Below are 26,090 nucleotides of genomic sequence, written 5' to 3'. Positions count from 1 at the left end.
TCCGCTCCGCCACACGCCCCAGCGACATCGGGTTAATTGACTGGCGCAACGCTTGAATGCGGGAACACCGCACGCCAACAACATTCGCCGGATCAGGTCGTCATGGCATTCAGCGCAGTGGCATCAAGGAGGAGGCCGAAGGCCGGGGGACAGCCACGGAGCTGAGTGCCGTGACGGCCTGATCTCGCCAATGCCAGTGGACTGAGCGGCAGTCCTACTTGGCCGAGGCAATCGTCTGGTCAATCGCGCCGAAGATGGATTGGCCGTCCTTGCCCTTCATCTCGATGCGGATGGTGTCGCCGAACTTCATGAACTCGGTCGAGGGCTTGCCGTCCTGGATGGTCTCTATGCAGCGCTTCTCGGCGATGCAGCTGTAACCCTTGGGCCAGTCGGTGCGGCCGTTGGACTCGACGCCCTTGTTGCTGACCGTGCCCGAACCGATGATGGAGCCGGCGCGCACATTGCGTGTCTTGCAGATGTGGGCGATCAGCTGGCCGAAATGGAACGTCATCTCCGGCCCGGCGTCGCACATGCCCACCTTGCGGCCGTTCCAGGTCGACTGCACCACCAGGTTCACGCGCCCCTTGTCCCAGGCCTCGCCCAGCTCGTCCAGCGTGATGGCCACCGGGCTGAAGGCCGTGGCCGGCTTGCTCTGGAAAAAGCCGAAGCCCTTGGCCAGCTCGTTGGGGATCAGGTTGCGCAGGCTCACATCGTTGGCCAGCATCACCAGGCGTATGCCGTCCAACGCGCGCTCCGGGCTGCTGCCCATGGGCACGTCGGCGGTGATGACGGCCACCTCGGCCTCGAAATCGATGCCGAATTCTTCCTTGGGGCAGATCACGTCGTCGCAGGGGCCGATGAAATCGTCGCTGCCGCCCTGGTACATCAGTGGGTCGGTGTAGAAACTGTCGGGCACCTCGGCATTGCGCGCCTTGCGCACCAGCTCCACATGGTTGATGTAGGCCGAGCCGTCGGCCCACTGGTAGGCGCGCGGCAGCGGCGCCATGCACTGCTTGGGGTCGAAGGTGAAGGCGTGGGGCAGCTTGCCGCTGTTCAGCAGGTCATACAGGTCCTGCAACTGCGGCGAGATGAAGTTCCAATCGTCCAGCACCTGCTGCATGCGGTTGGCGATGCCGGTGGCATAGTGCGCGCTGCTCAGGTCGCGCGACACCACGACCAGTTGGCCGTCGCGGGAGCCGTCTTTGTAAGTGGCGAGTTTCATGGGGGTAAAGAGGGTCTCTTCGCGTGGTTATAAACTGGCCCATGGCCTGACAAGCCGGGCAGGACGGAAAATTCTAAAGCACATGAACATCGCGCCCCGCCGGGTTTTGCTGGCGCTGACAGCCGCCGTGCTGCTGGCGCATCTGGGCCTGCTGCAGTATGCCTCGCATGCGGCGCGGCAGCCGGCGGCCGGTGCCGTGGCCCCCTTGACCACCCGGGTAATCACGGCCGCACCAGCACCGGTGGCCGCACCGCCCGCGCCTGAGACCCCACCGCCAGCCACGACAACCGTGCGGCGCCGACCGCGCGCGGCCCCGCCGCCACCAGCCCCCAAAGCGGCAGCGCCAGCGCTGGCTGACACGCCGGACATGGAAGCCGCCGCCGCACCCACCATCACCGCACTGGCCGAACCCGCTGCCAACGGCAACGAGACCCGCCCAGACCCCAAGCCCGGCGCCAGTGCTGACACCCAAGCCGCCGCATCGCAGGCTACCGCCTCCGCCCCCCAGCCCGCAGTACCGGCCCCTCCAGCAACCGCCTCCTCAGCCGCACCGGCCGCCAGTGCCCCATCCGCCGGGCAGCGCCGCCTGCTGGCCACGCGCTACCAGGCGCTGGCCCCGGTGCGCATGGGCTATGACGTGCTGGCAGAGGCCAAGGGCATCCCATTGCGCGCCCAGGGTGAATTGCTGTGGCAGCACGACGGCCAAAGCTACACGGCGCGGATGGAGATCAAGGCCTTCCTGCTCGGCTCCCGGGTGCAGACCAGCGCCGGGCGCATCTCCGCGCATGCACTGGCACCGACGCGCTTTTCCGACAAGTCGCGCAGCGAGCTGGCGGCACATTTCCGCGACGACCCCGCCCGCGTGACCTTCAGCGCCAACACGCCAGACGCGCCCTTGCAACCCATGGCGCAAGACCGCCTGAGCATCTTCATGCAACTGGCCGGCATGCTGGCGGCCGAACCGGCCAAATACCCACCTGGCACACACATCAGCATGCAGACCGTGGGGCCGCGCAGCGCCGAAGACTGGGACTTCACGGTGGATGCCGAAGAGCCGCTGAACCTGGCCGGCGGCCGCGTCACCGGCCTCAAACTGGTGCATGCCCCGGCGCTGGACTTTGACCAGCGGGTGGAGCTGTGGTTCGCCCCATCCCGGGGCTACCTGCCGGTGCGCATTCGCATCACCCAGGCCGATGGCGGCTTTGTGGACATGCAGTGGCGCAGCGACGGCCCCCCGTGACTGTGTGAAGTTGCTGAACCAGCCCTTGAAATTGGCATCAAAGCTGCTATCTGCGAAATAACACGGCTTCTTTACAGGACAACTGCCCTACCATGAACATGCTTTACGACTCCGAGTCCTTCTCGGTGCTGCACATGCTGGCCAATGCGGGCATGGGTGAGGACGCACGGCAAGGCGCCAGCAGCCGGCAGGAGGAGCCCCGGACGGCGCCGCCCATGCTGGCGCGCCACGGCTTCGAGATCGTCGACAAACGCTCCGGCAAGGAGGTTTACCTGGACGGTTCCTGGGCCGAGCTGTTTCAGCGCCAGATCGTGGCCTGGCAGCAAAACACCCCCACCCAGCAAGAGGTGGAAGACACGCTGGACCAGTATGCCGGCCTGGCGCAGAACCCGGTGGTGATCCACTGAGCTGCGAACTCGGATGACTTAGTAAGCATGGCCGCCGATGATTCGCTGCATTCAGTCCCACCAGCAATAAAGCGGATTACCGCATACGCCGTACGCTCCCAATTGCGAACGGTCAGTCCCCCAGAAGCAATAGTACGTGCGCTCATTCGGCTCATAAATCAGCCAATAGCCACGAGTGGTGGCCAGCAGGTGACCCGCTACGGTTGAACCGAGCTCCTTATTTGAGAAGCCAGGCTCCTCAACTTTGGCTGATACCCACTCCACTGCAGCGGCGTACTTTCGAACGCTCGCACGAAGTTCTTCAAAATACTCCGCTTCTACCCGGCCTTTCGGAACAATGATCCCTGACGTATCGGCAAGGTCGATCTCCAACTGGGGCCAAAACGGATTGTCGATATGCATGAGCTGGCCCGCAGCTACGCCAACGCTGCCGCAAATCAGGCGTTTTTCTTGATCGCGTCAGCCAGCGTGCCCACCAGTTGCTCGATCTGGCCGCGCTCCACGATGTAGGGTGGTGCGATCACCAGGTTCTCGCCGGCGGGACGCACCAGCGCCCCCTTGTGGTAGCAGTCCAGGAAGATGTCGTAAGCGCGCTTGCCCGGCAGGCCGGCGATGCTGGACAGCTCCACCGCCGCCGCATGGCCCAGCGAGCGGATGCCGATGACGTTGGGCAGGCCCTTCAGCGCGCTGTGCATGCTGTCGCCCAGCACCTTGCCCATTTCACCAGCCCGGGCGAACAGGTTCTCTTCCTTGAACAGGTTCAACGTGGCCACCGCCGCCGCACAGGCCACCGGGTGGCCGGAATAGGTGTAACCGTGGAAGAACTCGATGGCGTGCGCCGGTGCCTTCTCATTGGCGGCCATCATGGTGTTGTACAGATGGTCGCGGCAGATCACCCCGCCCATGGGGATGACGCCATTGGTCACGCACTTGGCGAAGTTCAGCATGTCGGGCACCACGCCGTAGTAGTCGGCGCCGAAGTTGGTGCCCATGCGGCCGAAGCCGGTGATGACCTCGTCAAAGATCAGCAAAATGCCATGCTTGTCGCAGATCTCGCGCAGGCGCTTCAGGTAGCCCTTGGGCGGCAGGTACCAACCGGCGCTGCCCGCCACCGGCTCGACGATGATGGCGGCGATGTTGCTGGGGTCATGCAGCGGCAAGATGCGGTTTTCCAGTTCCAGCAGGATGTCTTCCTGCCATTCCGGTTCCTGGCCGTGGATGTAGGCGTGGTTGACCGGGTCGTGGATGAAGCGCATGTGGTCCACGCGTGGCAACAGCGCCGTGCCGTACACCTTGCGGTTGGCCGGGATGCCGCCCACGCTCATGCCGCCAAAGCCGACGCCGTGGTAGCCGCGCTCGCGGCCGATGAACACATTGCGATGGCCTTCGCCACGCGCGCGGTGGTAGGCCAGCGCCACCTTCATCGAGGTGTCGGCCGCTTCCGAGCCGGAATTGCAGAACAGCACCTTGTTCAGGTCCCCAGGCGCCATGTTGGCGATCATCTCCGCGGCCTGGAAGGCGCGGTCGTTGCTGGCCTGGAAGGCGGTGGCATAGTCCAGCGTGTCCAGCTGCTTCTTGATGGCCTCGTTGATGGGCTTGCGGTTGTGGCCTGCCCCCACGCACCACAGGCTGGAGATGCCGTCGATCACCTGCTTGCCGTCGTGCGTGGTGAAGTACATGCCATCGGCCTTGACGAACACCCGCGGGTCCAGCTTGAAGCTGCGGTTGGGGGTGAAGGGCAACCACTGGTTGTCCATGTTGAAGTCGGTATAAGCCATGCGGGGTCTCCTGCGCCTGGCGCCAGTGGCGCCCAAAAGACACAGTTTACTGAGTTTGCAAAGGCCCGCATGGCGCTGCGGTGGGGCCAGTCTGCGGCAGCGCAGCAAACTGCGACAATCCCCGGGTGATGACTCCCACCTACATCCTCACCCTGTCCTGCCCGGACCGCCTGGGCCTGGTGCATGCCGTGTCTGGCTTCCTGCTGGAGCGCGGCGGCAACATCGAAGAAGCCGCGCAGTACAACGACCACGACACCGGCCTGTTCTTCATGCGCGTGCAGTTTGCCTGCGCACAGCTGACGCATGCCGAGTTGCGCGCGCAATTGGCCAGCTTCGCCCAACCCTACCAAATGACGTTCAGCCTGCATGCCACGGCCCAACCCATGCGCACCGTCATCATGGTCAGCAAGGAAGGGCATTGCCTGAACGACCTGCTGTTCCGCTGGAAGAGCGGCCTGCTGCCGCTGGACATACGCGCCATCATCTCCAACCACCGCGAGTTCTACCAGCTGGCGGCCAGCTACAACGTGCCTTTCCACCACCTGCCAGTGACTGCGGCCACCAAGACGGCGGTGGAGGCCAAGCAGCTGGAGATCATCCAGGGCGAAGAGGCTGAGCTGGTGGTGCTGGCACGCTACATGCAGATCCTCAGCGACAACCTGTGCCAGCAACTCGCTGGCCGCGCCATCAACATCCACCACTCCTTCCTGCCCAGTTTCAAGGGCGCGCGGCCCTATGCGCAGGCGCATGACCGTGGCGTGAAGCTGATAGGCGCCACCGCCCACTACGTGACGGCCGACCTGGACGAAGGCCCCATCATCGAGCAGGACGTGGCCCGGGTGGACCACAGCAGGACGGTGGACGACCTGGCCACGCTGGGCCGCGACACCGAAAGCCAGGTGCTGGCGCGCGCCGTCAAATGGCACGGTGAGCACCGCGTGCTGCTCAACGGCCACAAGACCGTCATCTTCAAGTGATCGCCCAGGGCAAGCAGCGCATCCAGCAGGCCCGGGCGCGGCTGAAGGGCCCGGCCTGGGTGACACCCGAAGCGCTCAACGTGTCACCCGAGGTGCTGGGCCTGCAACTCGCCAAGCCCGGCCGGCGTCTGGTGGCCATCGGCATAGACCTGCTGCTGATCGCCATGCTGTCGGGCGCCAGCAACCTGTGGCTGGTGGCGGGGCTGGTGTTGCTGGGCTTTCAGTTGCGCAAGCGGCAGGCGGCCACCACCACCTCGCGCCAGCGCAAATGGCTGTTGTGGCTGCTGTGCCTGGGCTTCCTGTGGCTGGGCGTTCAGCACGGCAAGGACTTCTGGGAAGACCAGCAGGACGAAGACCGCCCGGCGATCAGCAGCAAAGCCAAACGCAAGCGCGATGCCGCCAAACGCACCGAGGCCGCGGCCACGGCCTTGCGGCAAGAGCTGGAAGACGCCGACAAGGCCAGCGACGGCCGCAGCAAGGAGGAGCGCGACGCGGCCCGCGCCAAGGCGATTGCGAATGTGGTCAGCAACGCCTTGTCGGCCGCTTCGGCGCCAACAGCCCCGGTGCTGTCCGCCAACGCCTCCGCGCCTGCGCCCGCCGCCTCACCACCTCAACAAACCGATGCCGAGCGCATCGCCCAGCTGGAGGACGAGCTGGAAGAAGCGCGCAAGCCCAAGACCTTCCAATGGCGCCAGGAGGCCAAGCGTTGGCTGGACAGCCTGGGCGTGGGCTTTGGCTGGGCCATCGTGTATTTTTCGCTGGTGCCGGCCTGGCTGCAGGGGCAGACGCTGGGCAAGAAGCTGATGCGCCTGCGCGTGGTGGAGCTAACCGGCAAGCCGCTGAACGTGATGAGCTGCTTCAGCCGCTACGGTGGCTACGCCGCCGGCATGGCCACCGGCATGGTGGGCTTTGCCCAAGTGCTGTGGGACGTGAACCGGCAGGCCATCCAGGACAAGATCGCCCACACCGTGGTGATAGACCTGCGCGCCCCGCCCCGGGGCGAAGTGAATGCCGACCCAAGCCCGGCACTTGCCGACGACTCGCCACCTGCACCCGACAACGCCGACGCACCTGCGCCCGTGAACGACGCCGCGCCCGCGGCTAAGAATTGAGCCAGGTCACACCATGCAAGCGCACATTCGCTACCATTGCAAGACTTGCCTGCCCCGTGCCAGCGCCCCCAAGAGGCGACAGCACGCCTGAACCACAGTATGGACAACACATTACGCGCGCCGCCCAGGGAGGGCCAATTGGATGCATTGCTGCAAAGCGCTCATGCGGCGCTGGATGCCGGCCAGATCAGCCAAGGCCGTGAACAGGCGCTGGCGCTGCTGAAGGCCGCCGAACAGCAGCAGGACAGCGTGTTCGAGGCCCGTGCCCTGTTATGCCTGGCGCATTGCGACCGCATGGTGTCGCGCTACCGCCGCGCGCACCGCGCCAGCCGGCGCGCGGCCAACATCTTCCACCTGCTGGGCGACACCTCGGGCGAGGTGATGGCGCTGACCACGCACGCCTTCGTGTCCATCAACCTGGGCCGCAACGAGGAGGCGGTGGAAACCGCCTTGCTGGCGGTGCGCCTCAGCGAGCTGCTGCCCTCGGGCGACCACAGCCTGCTGGCCTACAACTACCTGGGCATTGCCTACCTGTGGAGCCGCAGCCTGGAAAAGGCCGAGAAGGCCTTCGACATGGCGATACAGATCGCCAACGCGGCCAGGCCGCCCTTGAGCACCTTCCAGGTCTGCGTCAACCAGTGGTGGGCCGAGGTGGTGCGCAATTTTTACCAGCGCTACTACACCGGCACCCTGCCCTCGCCGCAGCGCCAGCACATGCTGCGCCAGGCCTTCCTGGAGCTGGCCAACCGAGGCGAGGCCACCGGCTTTTTGCACGGCACCAACGTCACCACCTCGGCGGTGCTGCTGTTCTCCTCGGCGCTGAACGACTGCTGGCTGGGCAACCTGGCGCATGCGCAAAAAGACGTGGAGAAGGTCGGCATGTGGGCCCAGCGCTACGGCACCCACACCTGGCTGAACGCACTGGAATGCTGGGTACGCGCCGAAATCTGCTGGGCGCAAAAAGACCTGGCCAGCGCCACCGAATACGCCAAGAAAATGGTGGCCATGGCCACCGACGTGCAGCACGAGCAACTGGCCTGCCTGGGCTACCTGCTGAGCTCGCAGCTGTTCACCGAGCAAGGCCAGCACGCGCTGGCGCTGGAAGAGCTGCGCCAGCTGCGCCTGCGCGAGCAGCAGATACGCGCCGACTCGCTGGAAAGCCGCGAAGAGGTGGTGGAGTGGCAAGTCAACCTGCGCGAGCAAAAACAAAGCATGGCGCGCATGGAGGTCACCTCGCGCGCGCTGGAAAAGCTGTCGATGGAGGACTCGCTGACCGGCATCGCCAACCGGCGCCGCTTCGAGCAGTTCGCCGCCAGACTGTTGAACGACGGCTCGGACAGGGGCCAACCGCATTGCGTGGCGCTGATCGACATCGACAAGTTCAAGAGCGTCAACGACACTTTCTCGCACCAGGTGGGCGACGCCGTGCTCAAGCACGTGGCGCAGATCTTGCGCTCGCATGTGCGCGACGAGGACCTGCCGGCGCGCCTGGCCGGTGACGAGTTCGTCATCATGTTCAAGCACACACCCATCGCCATCGCGCAGCAGGCCTGCGCGCGCATCGAGGCGGCGGTGCGGCAGTTCGAATGGTCCACCGTGCGCCCCGGGCTGTCCGTAACCATCAGCGTGGGCGTGGCAGCGGCCGGGCCAGGCGACACCGTGGACTCACTGACCCACCGTAGCGACATGGCCATGTACGGCCAGAAAAAGAGCGCGCCGGGGCATTGAGTCCAGCAGTGCGGCAAGCCGGTTGGCGATGATCAGGCCGCCACGGCACTCCGCTCCGCGGCTGTCCCCCGCGCCTGCGGCCCTCCTCCTTGATGCCGCTGCGCAGAGTGCCATGACGACCTGATCCTGCGAACGTGGTTGGTGTGCTGACGTCCTGCGTTCCGGATTCCGGCGTTTCAGCGTTGCGCGTGCCAATTGACCCGATGTCGCTGGGGCGTGTGGCGGAGCGGAATCAAGGAGGAGGGCCGCAGGCCCGGGGGACATCCGCGTAGCCACGCGCACCAGCGGCGTCGGCAGCCATAGACAGGCCACCCGCGCAGCATCGGCGACAGCTTGCTCAGCGCACTAGGTCACCCATCTTCTCACCCAGACGCACAGGCCGCGCCGGGGCCCAGTCGGGGTTGAAGTTCACGGTGTCGGCGGGGAACAGCATCACCACGGTAGAGCCCAGCAGGAAGCGGCCCATCTCATCGCCCTTCTTCAGCGCCAGTCCCATGGCGTCGTACTGCCACTCGCGCACGGGGCCACCGCGCGGCGGGTTGACCACACCATGCCAGGCCGTGGCCATGCTGCCGACGATGGTGGCGCCCACCAGTGTCAGCACGAAGGGGCCGTTGATGGTCTCGAACACGCACACCACCCGCTCATTGCGGGCGAACAAGCCCGGCACGCCGCGCGCCGTGGTGGGGTTGACCGAAAACAGCGCGCCAGGCACGTAAATCATGCGCACCAGCTTGCCGTCACAGGGCATGTGGATGCGGTGGTAATCCTTGGGGCTGAGGTAGATGGTCGCAAAGCTGCCGTTGTCAAAGCGCCCCGCCAAGGTGGCGTCGCCGCCCACCAGGGCGGTGGTGGAATAGGTGTGCCCCTTGGCCTGGAAGATCTGGTCCCGCTCGATGGCGCCAAACTGGCTGATGGCGCCGTCCACCGGGCAGATGAACTCAGCCGGCGCCAGGGGCCTCGCACCGGGCTTCAGGGCGCGGGTGAAGAACTCGTTGAAGCTCTTGTAGCTGGCCGGGTCCGGATTGGCCGCTTCGTCCATGTTGACGCCATAGCGGCGGATGAAGTTGCGTATGGTCCGGGTGGTCAGCGCCCCCAGCCGGGCACCCGCCATCATGCCCGCGTAGGCGGTCAGCGCCCGTTTGGGCAACACATACTGCGGCAGCACGGCAAGGCGGTCGGACACTGTGGGGGCTCCTGGAGGTTCAAGCGAGGCAGAGGGGGCGAATTATCCCATTTTGGCGTCCGCCGTTTTGGCGTAAAGTGGCTGCATGAATGCCCCACAGACCGTGCGCGAAAACGACGCCATGCAGGCCGCCGCCCTGCAGGCCAAGGTGGTGGCCGCCCTGCAGCCGCTGCTGCCGGCGCACGCGCTGCTGTGGCAATCCGAGGACACCACCGCGTACGAATGCGACGGCCTCACGGCCTACCGCGCCCGCCCGCTGGTGGTGGCGCTGCCCGAAACCACCGAGCAGGTGCAGGCACTGCTGCGCGCCTGCCATGCGCTGTCGGTGCCGGTGGTGGCGCGTGGCGCCGGCACCGGGCTGTCCGGCGGCGCCATGCCGCACACCCGGGGCGTGACGCTGAGCCTGGCCAAGTTCAACCGCATCCTGCAGCTGGACCCGGTGTCGCGTACCGCCGTGGTGCAGTGCGGCGTGCGCAACCTGGCGATTTCGGAGGCCGCAGCGCCGCTGGGCCTGTACTACGCGCCTGACCCCAGCAGCCAGATCGCCTGCACCATAGGCGGCAACGTGGCCGAAAACTCCGGCGGCGTGCACTGCCTGAAGTACGGGCTGACGCTGCACAACGTGTTGCAGGTGAAAGGCTTCACGATCGAGGGCGAACCGGTCACCTTCGGCGGCTGCGCGCCCGACGTGCCGGGGCTGGACCTGCTGAGTGTGGTGATCGGTTCCGAAGGCATGCTGGCCGTCACCACCGAGGTGACGGTGAAGCTGGTGCCCAAGCCGCAGCTGGCGCGCTGCATCATGGCCAGCTTTGACGACGTGCGCAAGGCCGGCGACGCGGTGGCCTCGGTGATCGCCAAGGGCATCATCCCGGCCGGGCTGGAGATGATGGACAAGCCCATGACCGCCGCGGTGGAAGACTTCGTGCACGCTGGCTACGACCTGAACGCCGAGGCCATCCTGCTGTGCGAGAGCGACGGCACGCCCGACGAGGTGGAAGAGGAAATCGGCCGCATGAGCGAGGTGCTGCGCGCAGCCGGCGCGACGGCCATCGCGGTCAGCAACAGCGAGGCCGAACGCCAGCGCTTCTGGAGCGGGCGCAAGAACGCTTTCCCGGCCAGCGGGCGCATCAGCCCCGACTACATGTGCATGGACTCCACCATCCCGCGCAAGCGGCTGGCCGACATCCTGCTGGCGATCCAGCAGATGGAGCAGAAATACCATCTGCGCTGTGCCAACGTGTTCCATGCCGGCGATGGCAACCTGCACCCGCTGATCCTGTTCGATGCCAATGACCCGGACCAGTTGCACCGCGCTGAGCTGTTCGGCGCCGACATCCTGGAAACCAGCGTGGCCATGGGCGGCACCGTCACGGGCGAACACGGCGTGGGCGTGGAAAAGCTGAACTCCATGTGCGTGCAATTCAGCGCCGCCGAGAACGAGCAGATGTTTGCGGTGAAACGCGCGTTTGACCCCAAGGGCCTGTTGAACCCCGGCAAGGTCATCCCCACGCTGCAGCGCTGCGCCGAGTACGGCAAGATGCTGGTGCGCGGCGGACAACTGGCGCATCCCGACTTGCCCCGCTTCTGAAACGCGGCCTTACAGCGGCGGCAACACCGGCTTGGCCTTCCAGGCCTTGAAGGCCTCGCGCACCAGTTCGTCGGCCACGCCGTTCTTGCGCAGCTTGTCCAGTTGCGCGTCGATCAATGCCAGCTTGCCGGCGCAATGCCCCTTCCTGGTCAGCGTGATGAAATTGGGCGCGTCAGTGACGAAGGGCGTCAGCGCGACAAACCGCTCCTCGTCGCCGCGCTGCAGCAGGTAGGCCATGCCGGCGTAGTAGCCGGTGACAAAGTAGTCGATGCGCGCCAGACTGAGCTTCTTGAAGTTGGCTTCGGCGCTGGGCGCCTCTTCCGCGCTGAGCTTGTCGCGCAGGTACTCGTCAAAACCGTTGCCAAACAGGTTACCGCGGGTGAAACCGCCCTTGAGGCCAACCAGGTCGCGCCACTCCCGGTACTGGAACTCGTGGGTGCGCCGCGCGAACACCGCCACCGGATTGGCGAAAGCGGGCGTGCTGGGGTAGAGCAGGAAGCCCTCGCGTTCTGGCGTCTTCTTCAGCGTGGTCACCATGTCCACGTCACCGCGCTCGGCCATGGCCATCACGCGGGCGAGCGGGCCCACGTAGCGCACCTCGTGGGGAATGCCCAGGTCGGTGAGCACGCGCTGGGCAATGCTGATGCTGGCGCCGCGCAGGGTCTTGCCGTCGTACCAGTGCAGCGGCGGGTACCCGGGGTCAGCCGTCAACACCAGGCGCGGGCAGTCGGCCTGCGCAGGCCCGGCAAGCAGCAACCACAAGGCCAGGGCCCGCATTGCAAGCACCCGCGTTCGCCGGCTGTACATCTCATCTCCCCGTGGACGCCATTTCAGCCACCGGCTTCGGATCGGTGAACAGGTAGAGGGCGTACAGCACCACACACACACCATCCACGATCAAGGCCCCATGCGTGCCGTGCAGTGAAGGGTTGTTCCAGCCGGCGGCGATCAGCGCGCACAAGCCCAGTTTCTCCACCGCGGCAGCCATCACGATGGGCCGGCGCAACTGCGGGTGGCGCGCCGCATACACCAGCAAGGCGCCAATGCAGAACGCCAGCAAACCCCAGTGCTGCGCGTGGAACAAACCGGCGTCTTCGGTGACTTGCAGCGCCACCAGTTTCAGCACATCGGCCGGAAACAGGAACTGGAACAGCGGCAGCATGGTGATGAAGCCGGTGACGTACAGAATGGCGGTGAAATGCTTGTGGATCATGGCGACCTCATGCGAGTCTGGCGAAGCGCGCCCAGCATACGCTACCAGGTGTCCACCGGCAAGCCTGCGCCTGGCACCACCCGGCTGGAGGCCAAACCCTGCACCAGCCAATGCCGGGTTTGCGCCGGGTCGATGACGGCGTCGATCTCCAGCGTGGCGGCCATGTTCAGCGCGCTGCCGTTGTCGTACTGCCTGGCCACCAGTTGTTGGTAGAGCGCCTCGCGTTGCGGGCCTTCAGGTTGCGCCTCCAGCTCCTTGCGGTAACCCAGCTTGACGGCGCCCTCCAATCCCATGGCGCCGAACTCGCCGGTGGGCCAGGCCACGGTGAAGTGCGGGGCGTGGAAACCACCGGCCGTCATGGCCATGGCGCCCAGGCCGTAGCCCTTGCGCAACACCACGCTGAAGGTGGGCACGCGCAGGTGCGCCGCCGCCACGAACATGCGACTGACGTGGCGCACCTGCGCCTGCGCCTCAATCTCCGGCCCGACCATGAAGCCGGGCGTGTCGACAAAGCTGACCAGCGGCAGGCCGTGCGCGTTGCACAGCTGCATGAAGCGGGCCGCCTTGTCAGCCGCGTCGGCATCGATGGCGCCGCCCAGGTGCTGCGGGTTGTTGGCCAGCAGGCCCACCGGCCGGCCTTCGATGCGCGCCAGCGCGGTATGTATCCCCAGGCCAAAGCCGGCGCGCAACTCCAGCAGGCTGCCGGCATCGGCCACGCCGCGCAACGCGGCACGGGTGTCGTACACGCGCAAGCGGTTTTCCGGCACCACGTCGCGCAGCGCCTGCGCATCCGGCGCCTGCCAGGCTTTCACCGTGCCCTGGAAGAACGACAGGTAATGGCGCGCCGCCGCCACCGCCGCCGCCTCGTCATCCACCAGCACGTCAATGACGCCATTGGCGTGCTGCACGCTGGCCGGGCCGATCTGCTCTGGCTTGAACTGGCCCAGGCCGCCACCTTCCACCATGGCCGGCCCGCCCATGCCGATGTTGCTGCTGCGGGTGGCGATGATGACGTCGCTGCAGCCCAGCAGCGCTGCATTGCCGGCAAAGCAGCGGCCGGCGACGATGCCCACCACCGGCACCTGGCCGTTCAACCGCGCATAGCTGGCAAAGGTGGCCACGTGCAGGCCGGCGACGATGGGCATGTCGGTGTCGCCCGGCCGGCCGCCACCACCTTCGGCGAACAACACCACTGGCAGTTTTTGCTGCAGCGCAATACCCAGCAGGCGGTCGGTCTTCTGGTGGTTGCGCATGCCCTGGGTGCCGGCCAGCACGGTGGCGTCATAGCTCATCACCACGCAGCGGCTGGCCTGCGGCTCGTCAAACAGCGTGCCGTTGACACTGCCAACGCCGGTGACCATGCCGTCGGCCGGCGTGTTGGCCATCAGGTCCTCGGCGCTGCGGCGGCTGCGCTGGGCGGCCACAGCCAACGCGCCGTATTCGATGAAACTGCCGTCATCACACAGGTCGGCGATGTTCTCGCGCGCGCTGCGCTGGCCCAGCGCGTGGCGGCGCGCCATGGCCTCGGGGCGGGCTGCGTCTTGCGTCAGCGCGTGGCGGTCCAGCACGCGTTCCAGGTCGGCGCGCACGGCAGGCGCTGCGGCGGCCGCAGCAGCCATGGGCGATGCCACCGCCGCAGCCACTGCGTCTGCGATCACCGGCTGCAGGCTCAGCAGCACGTCGTGCTCCTGCACCACCGCGCCAGCGTCAAAAAACAACTCGGCCACGCGGCCAGCCTTGTCGGTCCGCAGCTCGTGCTCCATCTTCATCGCTTCCAGGATCACCAGCACGTCGCCAGCGGCCACCACCTGGCCGGTTTGCACGGCCCACTGCACCAATTGCGCTTGCAAGGGGGAACGGATTTGCATCATGCAGGGATTGTGCGGCAGCCGTTGGGGACAGGCCGGTCAAGCAGGCGACAACCAGCTACCAGGCAGCGCTTGGCCGACAATCACGCCATGACCGATTTCGCCCCTTTGATAGAACTGTCGCGCGCCGACACCCCCGAATGCCTGCACTTCGGCGCCATCGCCGTGGTCAACCGCCATGGCCAGCTGCTGGCCCAGGTGGGCAACCCACACTGGCTGAGCTACACCCGCTCCACGCTGAAGGCCTTGCAAGCGCTGCCCTTCGTGATGGCCGGCGGCCCGCAGCACTTTGGCTTCAACCAACAACAGGTGGCCTTGCTGTGCGCCAGCCACAACGGCGAAGACAGCCATGTGGCCCAGGTGCAAGGCATGCTGGACAAGGCCGGCCTGACGTACAAGGCGCTGCAATGCGGCTGCCATGTGCCGCACCTGTTCACCGCGCTGGAAAAGGCCCCGCCGCCGGGCTATGTCTTTGATGAGCGCAACCACAACTGCAGTGGCAAGCACAGCGGCTTCCTGGCCTATTGCGTGCAGCATGGCTTGAGCACCGCTGACTACATAGCCCCGCAACACCCGCTGCAGCAGGCCATACGCCGCGACGTCGCACGCGCCGCCGGACTGAACGAAAGCGACCTGGCCATGGGCATAGACGGCTGCTCGGCCCCCAACTACGCGATGCCACTGTCCAACCTGGCCCGTGCCTATGCACGCCTGGCCAGCGGCGCGCAGGACGACAGCGACTTCGCCCCAGCCTTCGCGCAGCTCAGTGCGGCCATGACGGCGCACCCGGACATGGTCAGCGGCACCGCCCGCAGCGACCTCGCCTTCATGCAAGCCGGCCGCGGCGACTGGGTGACCAAGGTAGGCGCCGACGGCGTGCAGGCCTTCGCCAGCAAGAGCCGCGGCGAGGGCTTTGCCATCAAGATCAGCGACGCCAACAAACCAGCGCTGTTCGCTGCCACGGTGGAGGTGCTGGACCAGCTGGGTTGGCTGGATGACACCCAGCGCCAGCAACTGGCCAAATGGCGCGCCGAGCCGCTGTTGAACCTGCGCGGCAACCCGGTGGGGCGGCGCGCGCCGGTGTTCAAGCTGGCGCCGGCCGCCTGAACAGGCACCGCAAACCGCACCTGTCAGTTCGGCATGCCCTTCACCTTGGCGCACGCCGCGGCGGCCATCCCCCTGTTGCGGCCTCTGGGTCGCTGGGGTGTGCTGTCAGCGCTGGTGTTTGGCAGTTGTGCCCCCGACATGCCCTACTTCCTGGCGCTGCCGGTCGCGCGTACGGACAGCCATAGCCTGCCTGGCATGCTGTGGTTTTGCCTGCCCGTCGGTTTGTCGGCCTACCTGCTGTTCCACAAGCTGCTGAAAGGCCCCTTGTTGGCCCTGTTGCCCGACAGCGTGCTGAACCGCCTGGCCACACAAGCGGCCACGTGTACCTCGTTGCCCGCCGTGCACTGGGGTGCCGTGCTGGTGTCCCTGCTGTGCGGCACGATCACCCATGACATCTGGGACGCATTCACCCACAAAAAAAGCTGGGGCACCGGCCTGATTCCCGTGCTGCAACAGCCCTTGTTCACGGTACATGGCATGACCACCTACGGGTACTCGCTGGCGCAGCATGGCAGCACCGTGCTGGGGCTGGCACTGCTGGGGACATGGAGCCTGCGCTGGTACCGCAAGGCACCGGTTCAACTGGCCCGCTTGCCGGTGACACTGAGCCCGCCGGCCAAACTTGCCGTGGTTGCGGCATTGCTGCTCATTCCCTTGCTGATTGGCATCTGGACTGGCCTTCATCTGACGCCCAACAGCTTGACGATGGTCAGCGAGCCCCGTTGGGCTGCAAAGGCCAGTGCCATGGTGTTTGCCACTCTGCCCGCATTTACGCTGGCCTTGCTGGCCTACGGTCTGGTGTGGCAGACCTGGCGCCTACGCCAACCCCACTAAGCCGGCTCGGCACCGATTCCAGGGCGACATCACGGCACGCGGCGTGCCCGTGCGACCCCACGCGCCTGGCCCAGGGTACTGAATCTTGCATCGTCGCCGAATCGCCAATCCCCCACGGGAAAGTCATCCGGCCACGGCTCGGCCAGTCGCGCCACCCACACCCCATCCATCTCCTGCGTAGAGCCCTGGTGGGCCAGCTTCAGATGGAACGCCACCTGCCCGTCGGCGCGACGCGCGACGCGCACCACCACCGGGGTTTTTCCGTCTATCGTCACCGGCACATCCATCCCGGCGGCAGGCACCGCCGCCGGACCGGCTGGGTAAGCCACCTGCAAGGCCATGGCGGGGTAGGCAAACGCCATGTCCATAAACATGAACGGGTTGCGCGCGCCCGCTTGCAAAGACTCGTCAGGCGCCAGTCCGAACGCCAGCGACAGGTTGCCAGGCGGCACCGTCAGCAGGCGTTTGGAGCTGCCGCCGGGTGAGGCCATCTCAGCCAAGGTTTCGCCATTGGAGAAATGGGTCAAGCGCACCAGGCTGCCGCCCTGGGGCGTTGTAAAGCGCAGCTCAAAGACGCCGAAGCAGGCCCAGGTTACAGGGCTGCGATCGCAGCCAGGTTGCGCATGCGCCAGGCCCGCGCCCAGCATCACCAGCACGATGGCCAACCGTGTACGCCAACTGGAGGGACGCCATTGCATCGCACGACTGTAGCCCAGCGGTCCGCGCTTGGCTGTAACAGTTGGCAATTCATCCCGCCTGCTTGCAAACCGTCGCCGATTTCGCCATTTCATCGCAATCCACTCGCAAGCGGTAGGCGGCACCCCTACAGTGGCGTCCTGAAACAAAGCTGTCCACACACCACTCCACTGTCCAAGCGAGAAAAATCATGCGTTCCTTCCTGCTCATCTGCGGCCTGTCCATCCTGGCGGGTTGCACCATCGTCGTCGCCGCGCCGCAGGACGGCCGTTCCGAATGGCAGTTTTCTGGCGATCGCGTGGTGGGCAATGGCCAGCTGACCACCGAGCGGCGCACGCTGGACGGCACCTTCACCGAACTGGCGGTCAGCGGCCCCATCGCGCTGGACGTGCAGGTGGGCCCGGTTGCCTCGCTGGAGGTGCAGGCCGACGGCAACCTGCTGCCGCTGCTGCGCTCCGAAGTGAACGGCGGCACGCTGAAGCTGTGGGTCAATGGCTCTTTCCGCACCGAGCACGACATCCGCGCCAAGCTGACGGTGCCGTCGCTGCGCAGCATTCACGCCTCCGGCTCCGGCCAGGTGGTGGTGAGCGGCCTGAAGGGCGGTGATTTCACCCTGCGCAGCAGCGGCTCGCGCAACATGCAACTGGCCGGCTCAGTCGCCCGCCTGGACCTGCTGCTGAGCGGCTCCAGCCGCATCAACGCCCAGGCACTGGACACCGACAGCGTCAAGCTGGACGCCAGCGGCTCCAGCCGCGTGACGTTGGGCCGCCTGCGCGGTGAAGAGCTGAACGTGGACATTTCCGGTTCCGGCATTGTGCAAGCCGGTGGCGAGGTGCGCCAGTTGAAGGTCAGCCTGACCGGTTCGGCCAGCGCCAACCTGAAGGGGCTGAAGAGCCAGACCGCGCGCCTGAGCACCTCCGGCTCGTCCGACATCGACGCCTATGTCACACAGTCGGTGGTGGCACGCACCAGCGGCGCCGGCAGCATCACCGTGGCCGGCAACCCGGCGCAGCGGGATGTGGCGGGGCGCAATATCTCGGTGGTGCAGTAAACACCATCCCTCACCATGAAAAAAGGCCCCGTCAGGGGCCTTTTTTCATCAGGGCTTCGACAAGCTCAGCCCGAACGGGATCGGGCTCAGCCAGAGCGCATCAGATGTCGAACTTCACACCCTGCGCCAGCGGCAGCGCCGACGAGTAGTTGACGGTATTGGTCGCCCGGCGCATGTAGTTGCGCCAGGCGTCCGAGCCCGACTCACGCCCGCCGCCGGTTTCTTTCTCACCACCAAAGGCGCCACCGATCTCGGCGCCGGAGGTGCCGATGTTGACGTTGGCAATGCCGCAGTCTGACCCATTGGCCGACACGAACTGCTCGGCTTCGCGGATGTCGTTGGTGAAGACGGCGGACGACAGGCCCTGCGGCACTGCGTTGTTCAGCGCGATGGCCTCTTCCAGCTGGCTGTACTTCAGCACGTACAGGATGGGCGCAAACGTCTCGTGGCAGACCACGGCGCTTTGCGCCGGCATTTCCACCAGCGCGGCCTTGACGTAGTAGGCGTCGGGGTATTGCTCGGCCAGCACGCGCTCACCGCCCACCACCTGGCCGCCCTGTTCACGGGCCTGGCCCAGCGCGGCTTGCATGCCGTCAAATGCCTGCTTGTCGATCAGCGGGCCCAGCAGCGTGCCCTCATCTTGCGGGCGGCCGATCTTGAAGCTGGCATAGGCACGCTTCAGGCGGCCCACCAGGTCGTCATACACCGCCTCGTGCACGATCAGCCGACGCGCGGTGGTGCAACGCTGGCCGGCGGTGCCGGCGGCGGCAAAGGCGACAGCACGCACCGCCATGTCCAGGTTGGCCGACGGCGCGACGATGATGGCGTTGTTGCCGCCCAGCTCCAGCAGCGAGCGGCCAAAACGTGCCGCCACGCGGGCGCCCACGGCCTTGCCCATGCGGGTGCTGCCGGTGGCCGACACCAGCGCCACCTGCGGGTGGTCCACCAGCGCCTCGCCCACGTCGGCCAGGCCCAGCACCAGCTGCGACAGATCCTGGGTCTGCTCCGGTTTGCCAAAGCGCGCGCAAGCACGCTCAAACAGCGCCTGCACGGCCAGCGCGCACAGCGGTGCCTTTTCAGACGGCTTCCAGATCACGGCGTCGCCGCATACCAAGGCCAGCGCAGCGTTCCAGGCCCACACGGCGACCGGGAAGTTGAAGGCGGTGATGACACCCACCACACCCAGCGGGTGCCAGGTTTCCATCATGCGGTGACCAGGACGCTCGGAGGCGATGGTCAGACCATACAGCTGGCGCGACACGCCGACGGCAAAGTCGCAAATGTCAATCATCTCCTGCACCTCGCCCAGCCCCTCGGAGGTGACCTTGCCCACTTCCAGCGACACCAGCTGGCCCAGCGCCTGCTTGTTGGAGCGCAGTTCCTCGCCCAGCAGGCGCACCAGTTCACCGCGCTGCGGTGCCGGCACCGCGCGCCAACCCAGATAGGCGGTGTGCGCCCGGGCCACGGTGGCGGCCACATCGGCCACTGGCGTGGCGTGCACCTGGCCGATGACGGCGCCGTCCACCGGTGAACGGGTGGCGATGGCGCCGCCTTGGGTGGCGCTGGCCGGCACGCCCAGGGATTGCAGCAGGGCTTCAACTTGCATGGTGGTTTCTCTCACGGTTCCAAAAACGATGCGGGATTATCGGCGCTTGAAGAAGCACTGATCAGCCAATGGACTCCACCTGGCGCGACTGCTGGTAGGCCGAGCCGAAGCGGTTGGCCAGGAAAGCCGGCAGCTCCACCTGCTCCTGCGCAATGAAGCCGCTTTGCGGCAGCTTGCCTTCGCGGAACAGGTCCACCGCGGCGCAGATGCCCGCGGCGGTGGTGATCTGGATCGCGCTCATGGGATTGGTCTCGCTGCGGTCGGCGAAGATCTTGCGGGCGAACACCTCCTGCATCAGCTTGCCATCGCGCTCGCCGCTGACGGTGACGAACACCAGCACCACGTCCTGCATGGTCATGGGGATGGAGCGGCGCAGGATGTCTTTCAGCGTCTCCTGGTCGTGCTTCAACTGCAACTCTTGCAGCAGCATCTTCATGATGGCGCAGTGGCCGGGGTAGCGCACCGTCTTGTAGTCCAGCACATCCACCTTGCCGGCCAGCGTCTCGCACAGCGTGCCCAGGCCGCCCGAGGTGTTGAAGGCTTCGTACTCGGTGCCGTCCAGCGAAAAGTGCTCCAGGCCTTCCAGCGGCAACAGTTCGATCTTCTCGCCGTCGTGGATGGCTTCGCAGGGGTGGCAGTATTCGTTGATCAGGCCGTCCACGCTCCAGGTCAGGTTGTACTTCAGCGTGTTGGTGGGGAAAGCCGGCAGCGCGCCCACGCGCATCTTCACCTCGTTGAGCTTGTCGAACTTCTTCGTCAGGTGGTGCGCGACGATGCCGATGAAGCCCGGCGCCAGGCCGCACTGGGGCATGAAGGCGGTCTTGGCGCCCTTGGCCAGGTCCATGATGGCGCGGGTGGCAGCCACGTCTTCCGTCAGGTCGAAGTAATGGCAGCCGGCGGCCAGCGCCTGCGTGGCGGCCATGGTGGCCAAGTGGTAGGGCAGCGCGTTGATGACGGCGTCATAGCCCTTCAGCGCGGCCAGCAGCGCGGCGCCGTCGGCGGTGTCGACCACCGAGGTCTCCACCTTCAGGCTCTTCAGCGTGCTCAGCGCCTCAGCGCTGCGGTCCACCACCTTGACCTGGTAGTCGCCCGTGTTGGACAAGAGGCTGGCGATGGTATGGCCGATGTGACCGGCACCCAGGAGAACGACGCGCATCATGGTGAAAGCTCCAGACAAAAAGAACAAAAAGAGATGTGACAGCGGATGCGCAAAGTCTAGGGCGGAGTTTGGTCAGAATCCATAGTGAGTTTGACGATTCAGATGCATATTTGGTCGATATGACATTCAAATTTGCCATAATGGCCGTATGGCCACCTCCACCCCCGCCAAACGCGGCGCCAGCCGCCGCCGCAACACGGGCATCGACACAGCGCCCGCCGCCGAGGCCGGCGAGCGCCGCCGCGACGCGCTGGACCGCCAACTGATCGCGCTGCTGCAAGCCAATGCGCGCGAATCCACCGCCAACCTGGCGCGCAAGCTGGGCACGGCGCGCACCACCGTGCTGGCGCGCATCAACCGGCTGGAACGCGAAGGCGTGATCGCCGGCTACACGGTGAAGCTGGGCCAGGACATCGTCAACCAGGGCCTGCAGGCCTTCGTCGGCCTGACGGTGCAGCCCAAGGCCGGGCGAGACGTGGTGCGCCAGCTGAGCCGCATGCCCGAGGTGCGGCAGCTGTGCGCCGTCAGCGGCGAGTTCGACTACGTGGCGCTGCTGCACGCCGAATCCGCCGTGCGCATGAACGCGCTGCTGGACGAGATGGGTGAGCTGGACGGGGTGGTCAAGACCACCACCTCGGTGGCGCTGGCCTGGAAGATCGACCGTACCTGAGCGCACAGAAAGGCGGCCAGGCAGTCACAATGCACGCGTGCGGCAGGCCAGTGGGGCCGGCCACATCACCAGGAGAAGACCATGCGTGTGATGGTGTTTGTGAAAGCGACCGAGGAGAGCGAAAAGGGCATCCTCCCCCCCCAGGAATTGCTGGAGGCCATGGGCAGGTACAACGACGAGCTGGTCAAGGCCGGCATCCTGAAGGCCGGCGACGGCCTGAAGCCGTCATCGCAAGGCAAGCGCATCGCTTTCGACGGCGACAAGCGCTCGGTGATCGACGGACCGTTCGCCGCCACCCGCGAACTGGTCGCGGGTTTCTGGCAGTGGGAAGTCAAGGACATTGACGAGGCCGTCGCCTGGGTCAAGCGCTGTCCCAACCCCATGCCCGGCCCCAGCGAGATCGAAATCCGGCCGCTCTACGAGATGTCTGACTTTCAGTAGGCCGACGGGCAGCCGGCGCGGGCCGAAAACGGAGACAATCCGCGCATGAAGCAAAGCAGCATCAGCATCATTGGGGCGCCCACCGACGTGGGCGCCGGCAGCCGTGGCGCCAGCATGGGGCCGGAAGCCCTGCGCGTGGCGCAACTGGTGCCCGCCTTGCAGGCGCGCGGCCTGGACGTTGCCGACCGCGGCAACCTGAGTGGCCCCACCAACCCCTGGCTGCCACCGGTGGATGGCTACCGCCACCTGGACGAGGTGGTGCAATGGAACCGCGCCGTGCACGAGGCAGTGCACGCCGAGCTGGCCGCCGGGCGCCTGCCCATCCTGCTGGGCGGCGACCACAGCCTGGGCATAGGCTCCATCAGCGCAGTGGCGCGGCACTGCCGCGAAGCCGGCAAGAAACTGCGCGTGCTGTGGCTGGACGCCCATGCCGACTTCAACACCCACACGCTGACCCCCAGCGGCAACATCCACGGCATGCCTGTGGCCTGCCTGTGCGGCAACGGCCCCAAAGAATTGACCGAGATCGGCGGCCAGGTGCCGGCCATCAACCCCAAGTGGGTGCGCCAGATCGGCATACGCAGCGTGGACGAGGGCGAAAAGCGCCTGGTGCACGAGACCGGGTTGGACGTGTTCGACATGCGCTACATCGACGAGATGGGCATGCGCCATGCGATGGAGTTGGCCCTGGCCTTGGTGGATGCCAACACCCACCTGCACGTCAGCTTCGACGTCGACTTCCTCGACCCCGACGTCGCCCCCGGCGTGGGCACCACCGTGCGCGGCGGCCCCACCTACCGCGAAGCCCAACTGTGCATGGAAATGATCGCCGACACCGGCCGCCTGGGCTCGCTGGACGTGATGGAGCTGAACCCGGCGCTGGACGTGCGCAACCGGACCGCCGAGGTGGCCGTTGACCTGATCGAGTCGCTGTTCGGCAAGAGCACGTTGATGCGCAAGGCGGCGGGGAGATAACTGTCCAGTACGACACGAACAGCGAAATGAAAAAGAGGCGGCCGAAGCCGCCTCTTTCGATGCCAGCACCGTTCAGCGCTTGCTGTTCGGCGTGGTTTTCACCGGCACCCAGCCATGACCAGGCTGGGTGGTAGGCGGCAACGGACGATTGTCCGGAACAGTCGAGTAGTTCGGCTGTTTGCCGCCGCGAGGACCTACCTCTTGGTAGATCCCGCCTTGGTTGCCCGTGCTTTGCCCGGGCTTTTTGGTTCCTGCCATTTCAACCTCCTTGAAAAGGGCAGCTTTTTCCCGGATCATTAAAAACCTCTTCCGAAGAGACAGGTTAAACTCTGCGCTCTACGCTCGTCGTAGGCGGCTAGGCTTCACCGGATAAGGTAGCTCAGCCAAGCCACCCGCTGGACTGGAACTCCTTGGGTGGCTTTTTTCTTGGCACTCCCATTGGGCGAGTGCCAAGCAATATTAGCACAAGTTCCCACCTTTTGTATATGTTCCATTTTTGGGAACATCGTGTTAGACTGCGGCCATGATTTTGATGGGGCGCAAGCACATTGACCTGTATATCCAGCGGTCCCCTGCGGCTGGGGCAACGCTGGTTTTGTGGCTCGGGATAGCTCGGGAGGCCTCTTGGCGCAATCAGGATGACGTTCTGACAAGCTTTCCGGCGACCAAATTCTTGACGCCGAACATCGCTTATTTTTATTCAATGACGGCAGGTTGCGTTGTATCCGCGCAGATTGCCTTTAACACTGGAACTCTAATTGTGCTTGCCGTAACAGAAGTTGAATCCTCACAAACTCAAGGTTCTTGAATATGGAACTGCGCGTAATTCGTGACGATCTTCAATACGCCGCGCTCCTTGAACAGGCCAGAGAACTGGCTCTGTCTGACCCTGCCCTGGGCAGCAAAGAGGGCGAGAAGCTGGCGGTTATTGCGGTCTTGCTTGAAAAGTACGAGGAAGAACGATTTAAGTTCGACCTCCCCGATCCCGTTGAGGCGATAGTAGTGCGGCTGGCCGAACTAGGCCTGAAGCAAAAAGACCTTGCGGACATCCTCGGAAGCAAGAGCCGAGCATCTGAAGTCCTGAATCGAAAGCGGGACCTAACAGTCGAAATGATTCGAACGATTCATGAGAGGCTGAATATTCCCGCTGGAATATTGATTGGCTCTCTTAGACCAGTGCAGCCAGATGCAATTGACTTTGATTGGCAGAAATTTCCTGTCAGAGAGATGCAGAAGCGCGGTTGGTTTGACAAAGAGTTGGGAGAAGGGAAAACAGGCGAGTCACTTATTCGCTCGTTCTTTGCTCGAACATCAATTCATCGTTCACCTGTCTTTCTGCGCAAAACACTAAGTGGCATAACAAAGGAAGAAAACTTGTATGCCATTTATGCTTGGATAGCGCGAGTCTTGGTTCGGTCGCGCGAACTAAAAAAACCTGGCACACGCTATGTACATGGATCTATTACTGATGAGTTCTTGAGGCAACTCGCAAAACTCAGTAGGTCAGACCAAGGACCGCTATTGGCCAGAGAGTTTCTGGCAATGAAGGGAATAGTGTTAGTCCTTGAGCCTCATTTGCCAAAGACCAAGCTGGATGGCGCAGCTATATTGGACGAAGATGGCACTCCGGTCATTGGCTTAACTCTGCGGTACAACCGGATCGACTACTTTTGGTTTACGCTAATGCACGAACTTGTTCATGTTCAGCGCCATCTCGGAAGGACTAATTCGGCGTTTGTAGACGAGGATGACCAGAGTCACGAAAATGAACAAGAGGCAGAGGCGAACATTCTTGCAGCTGAGGCTTTCATTCCACGGCAAGTTTGGAAGAGCAGCGAAGCTTACCGGACAAAGCGAAGTGAGGCGGTCGTAAGGCTTGCCGACGCTTTGATGATTCATCCTGCAATTGTTGCTGGGCGGATTCAAAGGGAATCAGGTAGATATCACATTCTTAAAGAGTTTGCTACTCTTCAAGACATAAAAGCTATTTTTCATGTTGTTGGACCGGGTGACCACGAATGACAAGTTACGTCTACACGCCAATACTCAAGACCAAACGCGGCGAAGCTAAGGCATTGGTCAATCTAAACACTCACACTAAAGAGTGTATTCAGCCGTTTTTTGATGTATTGGCGTTAGGTGAAGGTGCATTGAATGGCAGCGATGTGCAAGAACACATTACCAAGCAGGCACTCAATATCGCCTCCTGCTGGAAGAGCCGAGGACTCTGCTATGTAGATTTATTTGATGTAACTCCGTCTGCCCGGTGCTTAAATGGGGTTCATCCGGCGACCGTCCTTCACAACAAGATCGCATCTGAGTATGTGCGTGCAATTCCAGTTGTGGGGCTAGAGCGTGACATTGCCTATAAGCTTGCCATACGCGAAGTGGTAATTACCGGTATCGACGCTATCGCCTTTCGACTTGAGGCTGAAGACATTCAGCTACCGAGCATGCTTGTCAATCGGATAAGCAGCCTCGTCTCCGAAATAGGTGCCGGTGGTTTGCCGCTTCACATATTTATGGACTTTCGATCCATTCATGGCATCTCGTCAGATGCTGTTCAGCTTCAGTTCATTAGAGCTCTATCTGAAATACGCAGGCTTGCCCCCGCACGAATTGTTTTTGCGAGTTCCGCCATTGTTCCGGACATGGCTAGCTTTAAACGAAACTCTCTCAACCGCGTAAGCCGGACGGATTTCCTTACATGGCAACAGCTTTCGGAACGCCATCAAGACGTAGCTTACGCTGACTACGGCGTAGTTCATCCAGACTACTTCGACTTTGATCCGAAGTTAATCAAGCCAGCTGCAAAAATTCGATACACCACCGACACGGAGTGGATCATTGTCAAAGGAGCATCTTGGCGAGACGACACAGCTCAGCACCACGAACTATCGAAAGCACTGGTTCGGCAACAGGATTTCCGCGGCTCCGACTCCTGGGGTGGTGAATACATCATGTCTGCCGCCGCTGGTCGACCAAAGTACGGCACTCTTGAGACCTGGGTCTCCATCGATCAAAACAACCACATCACCCATACATTGAGGCAATTGTTGGGCACCATATCTGCCAGAAGCGCCCAGAGCCAACGTGCAGCTTCATGACTGCCTACCCAATCGCTCATTAGTCAGATTTCTGTTTGGAAACGAAGGCGCTCACAAACTCGACAATTTTCTTGATCTGTCTCCGCTGGGAGCGCCAATTAACCCGATGTCGCTGGGGCGCGTGG

23 protein-coding genes and 2 pseudogenes are annotated in these 26,090 nt (G+C 64.3%); 14 read left to right on the top strand and 11 right to left on the bottom strand.

The annotated features are described in order from the left end of the window. Nucleotides 1–214 precede the first annotated feature (214 nt). Nucleotides 215–1,222 carry a fumarylacetoacetate hydrolase family protein gene (locus AC1DX2_RS12980; protein ID WP_477196779.1) on the bottom strand — a complete coding sequence of 336 codons (1,008 nt, stop codon included), beginning with the start codon at nt 1,220–1,222 and terminating at the stop codon, nt 215–217. A gap of 82 nt (nt 1,223–1,304) precedes the next feature. Here AC1DX2_RS12980 and AC1DX2_RS12975 point away from each other — a divergent pair, with 82 nt between their 5' ends. Together AC1DX2_RS12975 and AC1DX2_RS12970 are read left to right on the top strand one after the other, a co-directional pair. Then, nucleotides 1,305–2,462 carry a DUF3108 domain-containing protein gene (locus AC1DX2_RS12975; RefSeq protein ID WP_477196778.1) on the top strand — a complete coding sequence of 386 codons (1,158 nt, stop codon included), beginning with the start codon at nt 1,305–1,307 and terminating at the stop codon, nt 2,460–2,462. 92 nt (nt 2,463–2,554) lie between these two features. Beyond that, nucleotides 2,555–2,869 carry a BTH_I0359 family protein gene (locus AC1DX2_RS12970; RefSeq protein WP_477196777.1) on the top strand — a complete coding sequence of 105 codons (315 nt, stop codon included), beginning with the start codon at nt 2,555–2,557 and terminating at the stop codon, nt 2,867–2,869. 51 nt (nt 2,870–2,920) lie between these two features. Here AC1DX2_RS12970 and AC1DX2_RS12965 read toward each other — a convergent pair whose 3' ends face one another. Together AC1DX2_RS12965 and aptA are read right to left on the bottom strand one after the other, a co-directional pair. After that, on the bottom strand, nt 2,921–3,271 hold the full coding sequence (locus tag AC1DX2_RS12965; RefSeq protein WP_477196776.1) for a hypothetical protein: 351 nt from the start codon (nt 3,269–3,271) through the stop codon (nt 2,921–2,923). A gap of 35 nt (nt 3,272–3,306) precedes the next feature. Then, nucleotides 3,307–4,647 carry an omega-aminotransferase AptA gene (aptA, locus tag AC1DX2_RS12960; RefSeq protein ID WP_477196775.1) on the bottom strand — a complete coding sequence of 447 codons (1,341 nt, stop codon included), beginning with the start codon at nt 4,645–4,647 and terminating at the stop codon, nt 3,307–3,309. Between the two features lie 128 nt (nt 4,648–4,775). Between aptA and purU the strand changes: the two genes are divergently transcribed. The 3 genes from purU to AC1DX2_RS12945 all read left to right on the top strand — a co-directional run bounded on the left by purU (nt 4,776) and on the right by AC1DX2_RS12945 (nt 8,464). Beyond that, nucleotides 4,776–5,624, top strand: coding sequence for a formyltetrahydrofolate deformylase (gene purU, locus AC1DX2_RS12955; protein WP_477196774.1), 849 nt, complete (start codon nt 4,776–4,778; stop codon nt 5,622–5,624). Beyond that, entirely contained in the window at nt 5,621–6,736 is a 1,116-nt protein-coding gene (locus AC1DX2_RS12950) for an RDD family protein (protein ID WP_477196773.1), read from the top strand. The genes purU and AC1DX2_RS12950 overlap by 4 nt, the downstream gene beginning before the upstream one ends. Nucleotides 6,737–6,835: 99 nt before the next feature. Further along, nucleotides 6,836–8,464, top strand: a complete 1,629-nt coding sequence (locus AC1DX2_RS12945; RefSeq protein WP_477196772.1) for a diguanylate cyclase — start codon at nt 6,836–6,838, stop codon at nt 8,462–8,464. Nucleotides 8,465–8,801: 337 nt separating this feature from the next. Here AC1DX2_RS12945 and asd read toward each other — a convergent pair whose 3' ends face one another. Then, entirely contained in the window at nt 8,802–9,650 is an 849-nt protein-coding gene (gene asd / locus AC1DX2_RS12940; protein WP_477196771.1) for an archaetidylserine decarboxylase, read from the bottom strand. A gap of 85 nt (nt 9,651–9,735) precedes the next feature. Between asd and AC1DX2_RS12935 the strand changes: the two genes are divergently transcribed. Next, a complete protein-coding gene (locus AC1DX2_RS12935; protein WP_477196770.1) occupies nt 9,736–11,238 on the top strand; it encodes an FAD-linked oxidase C-terminal domain-containing protein in 1,503 nt (500 codons plus the stop codon). A 9-nt stretch (nt 11,239–11,247) separates the two neighbouring features. On the opposite strand, the gene AC1DX2_RS12930 is transcribed toward AC1DX2_RS12935, so the two are convergent. The 3 genes and pseudogenes from AC1DX2_RS12930 to AC1DX2_RS12920 all read right to left on the bottom strand — a co-directional run. Next, nucleotides 11,248–12,015, bottom strand: a complete 768-nt coding sequence (locus AC1DX2_RS12930) for a substrate-binding periplasmic protein (RefSeq protein ID WP_477196769.1) — start codon at nt 12,013–12,015, stop codon at nt 11,248–11,250. Nucleotides 12,016–12,046: 31 nt separating this feature from the next. Further along, the gene (locus AC1DX2_RS12925) at nt 12,047–12,451 is read right to left on the bottom strand and encodes a hypothetical protein (protein WP_477196768.1); all 405 of its coding nucleotides are present in this window, start codon (nt 12,449–12,451) and stop codon (nt 12,047–12,049) included. 41 nt (nt 12,452–12,492) lie between these two features. Further along, nucleotides 12,493–14,319: pseudogene (locus AC1DX2_RS12920) on the bottom strand (carboxyl transferase domain-containing protein); the annotation flags it as partial. A 90-nt stretch (nt 14,320–14,409) separates the two neighbouring features. Here AC1DX2_RS12920 and AC1DX2_RS12915 point away from each other — a divergent pair. Together AC1DX2_RS12915 and AC1DX2_RS12910 are read left to right on the top strand one after the other, a co-directional pair. After that, nucleotides 14,410–15,426 carry an asparaginase gene (locus AC1DX2_RS12915; protein ID WP_477196767.1) on the top strand — a complete coding sequence of 339 codons (1,017 nt, stop codon included), beginning with the start codon at nt 14,410–14,412 and terminating at the stop codon, nt 15,424–15,426. Nucleotides 15,427–15,459: 33 nt separating this feature from the next. Then, the gene (locus AC1DX2_RS12910) at nt 15,460–16,260 is read left to right on the top strand and encodes a DUF4184 family protein (RefSeq protein WP_477196766.1); all 801 of its coding nucleotides are present in this window, start codon (nt 15,460–15,462) and stop codon (nt 16,258–16,260) included. Nucleotides 16,261–16,289: 29 nt separating this feature from the next. Here the strand turns inward: AC1DX2_RS12910 and AC1DX2_RS12905 are convergent, their stop codons facing one another. Next, nucleotides 16,290–16,916: a hypothetical protein gene (locus AC1DX2_RS12905; RefSeq protein ID WP_477196765.1), complete on the bottom strand. Its 627-nt coding sequence runs from the start codon at nt 16,914–16,916 to the stop codon at nt 16,290–16,292. Nucleotides 16,917–17,146: 230 nt separating this feature from the next. Between AC1DX2_RS12905 and AC1DX2_RS12900 the strand changes: the two genes are divergently transcribed. Continuing rightward, the gene (locus tag AC1DX2_RS12900; protein ID WP_477196764.1) at nt 17,147–18,007 is read left to right on the top strand and encodes a head GIN domain-containing protein; all 861 of its coding nucleotides are present in this window, start codon (nt 17,147–17,149) and stop codon (nt 18,005–18,007) included. A gap of 100 nt (nt 18,008–18,107) precedes the next feature. Here AC1DX2_RS12900 and amaB read toward each other — a convergent pair whose 3' ends face one another. Continuing rightward, on the bottom strand, nt 18,108–19,613 hold the full coding sequence (amaB, locus tag AC1DX2_RS12895; protein WP_477196763.1) for an L-piperidine-6-carboxylate dehydrogenase: 1,506 nt from the start codon (nt 19,611–19,613) through the stop codon (nt 18,108–18,110). A 61-nt stretch (nt 19,614–19,674) separates the two neighbouring features. Then, nucleotides 19,675–20,769: a saccharopine dehydrogenase family protein gene (locus AC1DX2_RS12890; protein WP_477197677.1), complete on the bottom strand. Its 1,095-nt coding sequence runs from the start codon at nt 20,767–20,769 to the stop codon at nt 19,675–19,677. Nucleotides 20,770–20,920: 151 nt separating this feature from the next. Here AC1DX2_RS12890 and AC1DX2_RS12885 point away from each other — a divergent pair, with 151 nt between their 5' ends. The 3 genes and pseudogenes from AC1DX2_RS12885 to rocF all read left to right on the top strand — a co-directional run bounded on the left by AC1DX2_RS12885 (nt 20,921) and on the right by rocF (nt 22,858). Then, nucleotides 20,921–21,442, top strand: a complete 522-nt coding sequence (locus AC1DX2_RS12885) for an Lrp/AsnC family transcriptional regulator (protein WP_477196762.1) — start codon at nt 20,921–20,923, stop codon at nt 21,440–21,442. An 81-nt stretch (nt 21,443–21,523) separates the two neighbouring features. Beyond that, nucleotides 21,524–21,877, top strand: a pseudogene (locus tag AC1DX2_RS12880) (YciI family protein); the annotation flags it as partial. Nucleotides 21,878–21,928: 51 nt separating this feature from the next. Beyond that, on the top strand, nt 21,929–22,858 hold the full coding sequence (gene rocF / locus AC1DX2_RS12875; RefSeq protein WP_477196761.1) for an arginase: 930 nt from the start codon (nt 21,929–21,931) through the stop codon (nt 22,856–22,858). A gap of 72 nt (nt 22,859–22,930) precedes the next feature. Here the strand turns inward: rocF and AC1DX2_RS12870 are convergent, their stop codons facing one another. Continuing rightward, nucleotides 22,931–23,155, bottom strand: a complete 225-nt coding sequence (locus AC1DX2_RS12870) for a hypothetical protein (protein WP_477196760.1) — start codon at nt 23,153–23,155, stop codon at nt 22,931–22,933. Between the two features lie 513 nt (nt 23,156–23,668). On the opposite strand from AC1DX2_RS12870, the gene AC1DX2_RS12865 reads away from it, so the two are divergent. Both AC1DX2_RS12865 and AC1DX2_RS12860 read left to right on the top strand, forming a co-directional pair. Then, nucleotides 23,669–24,880 (top strand): ImmA/IrrE family metallo-endopeptidase, encoded by a 1,212-nt coding sequence (locus AC1DX2_RS12865; protein WP_477196759.1) that lies wholly within the window; start codon nt 23,669–23,671, stop codon nt 24,878–24,880. Next, nucleotides 24,877–25,965: a beta family protein gene (locus AC1DX2_RS12860; RefSeq protein ID WP_477196758.1), complete on the top strand. Its 1,089-nt coding sequence runs from the start codon at nt 24,877–24,879 to the stop codon at nt 25,963–25,965. Before AC1DX2_RS12865 ends, AC1DX2_RS12860 begins: the two co-directional genes overlap by 4 nt. Nucleotides 25,966–26,090 lie beyond the last annotated feature (125 nt).

This window comes from Hylemonella sp. P2_B10, assembly GCF_056404875.1.
Note: the sequence above shows the minus strand (reverse complement) of the source record. Positions and strands in the feature narration are given on the sequence as shown.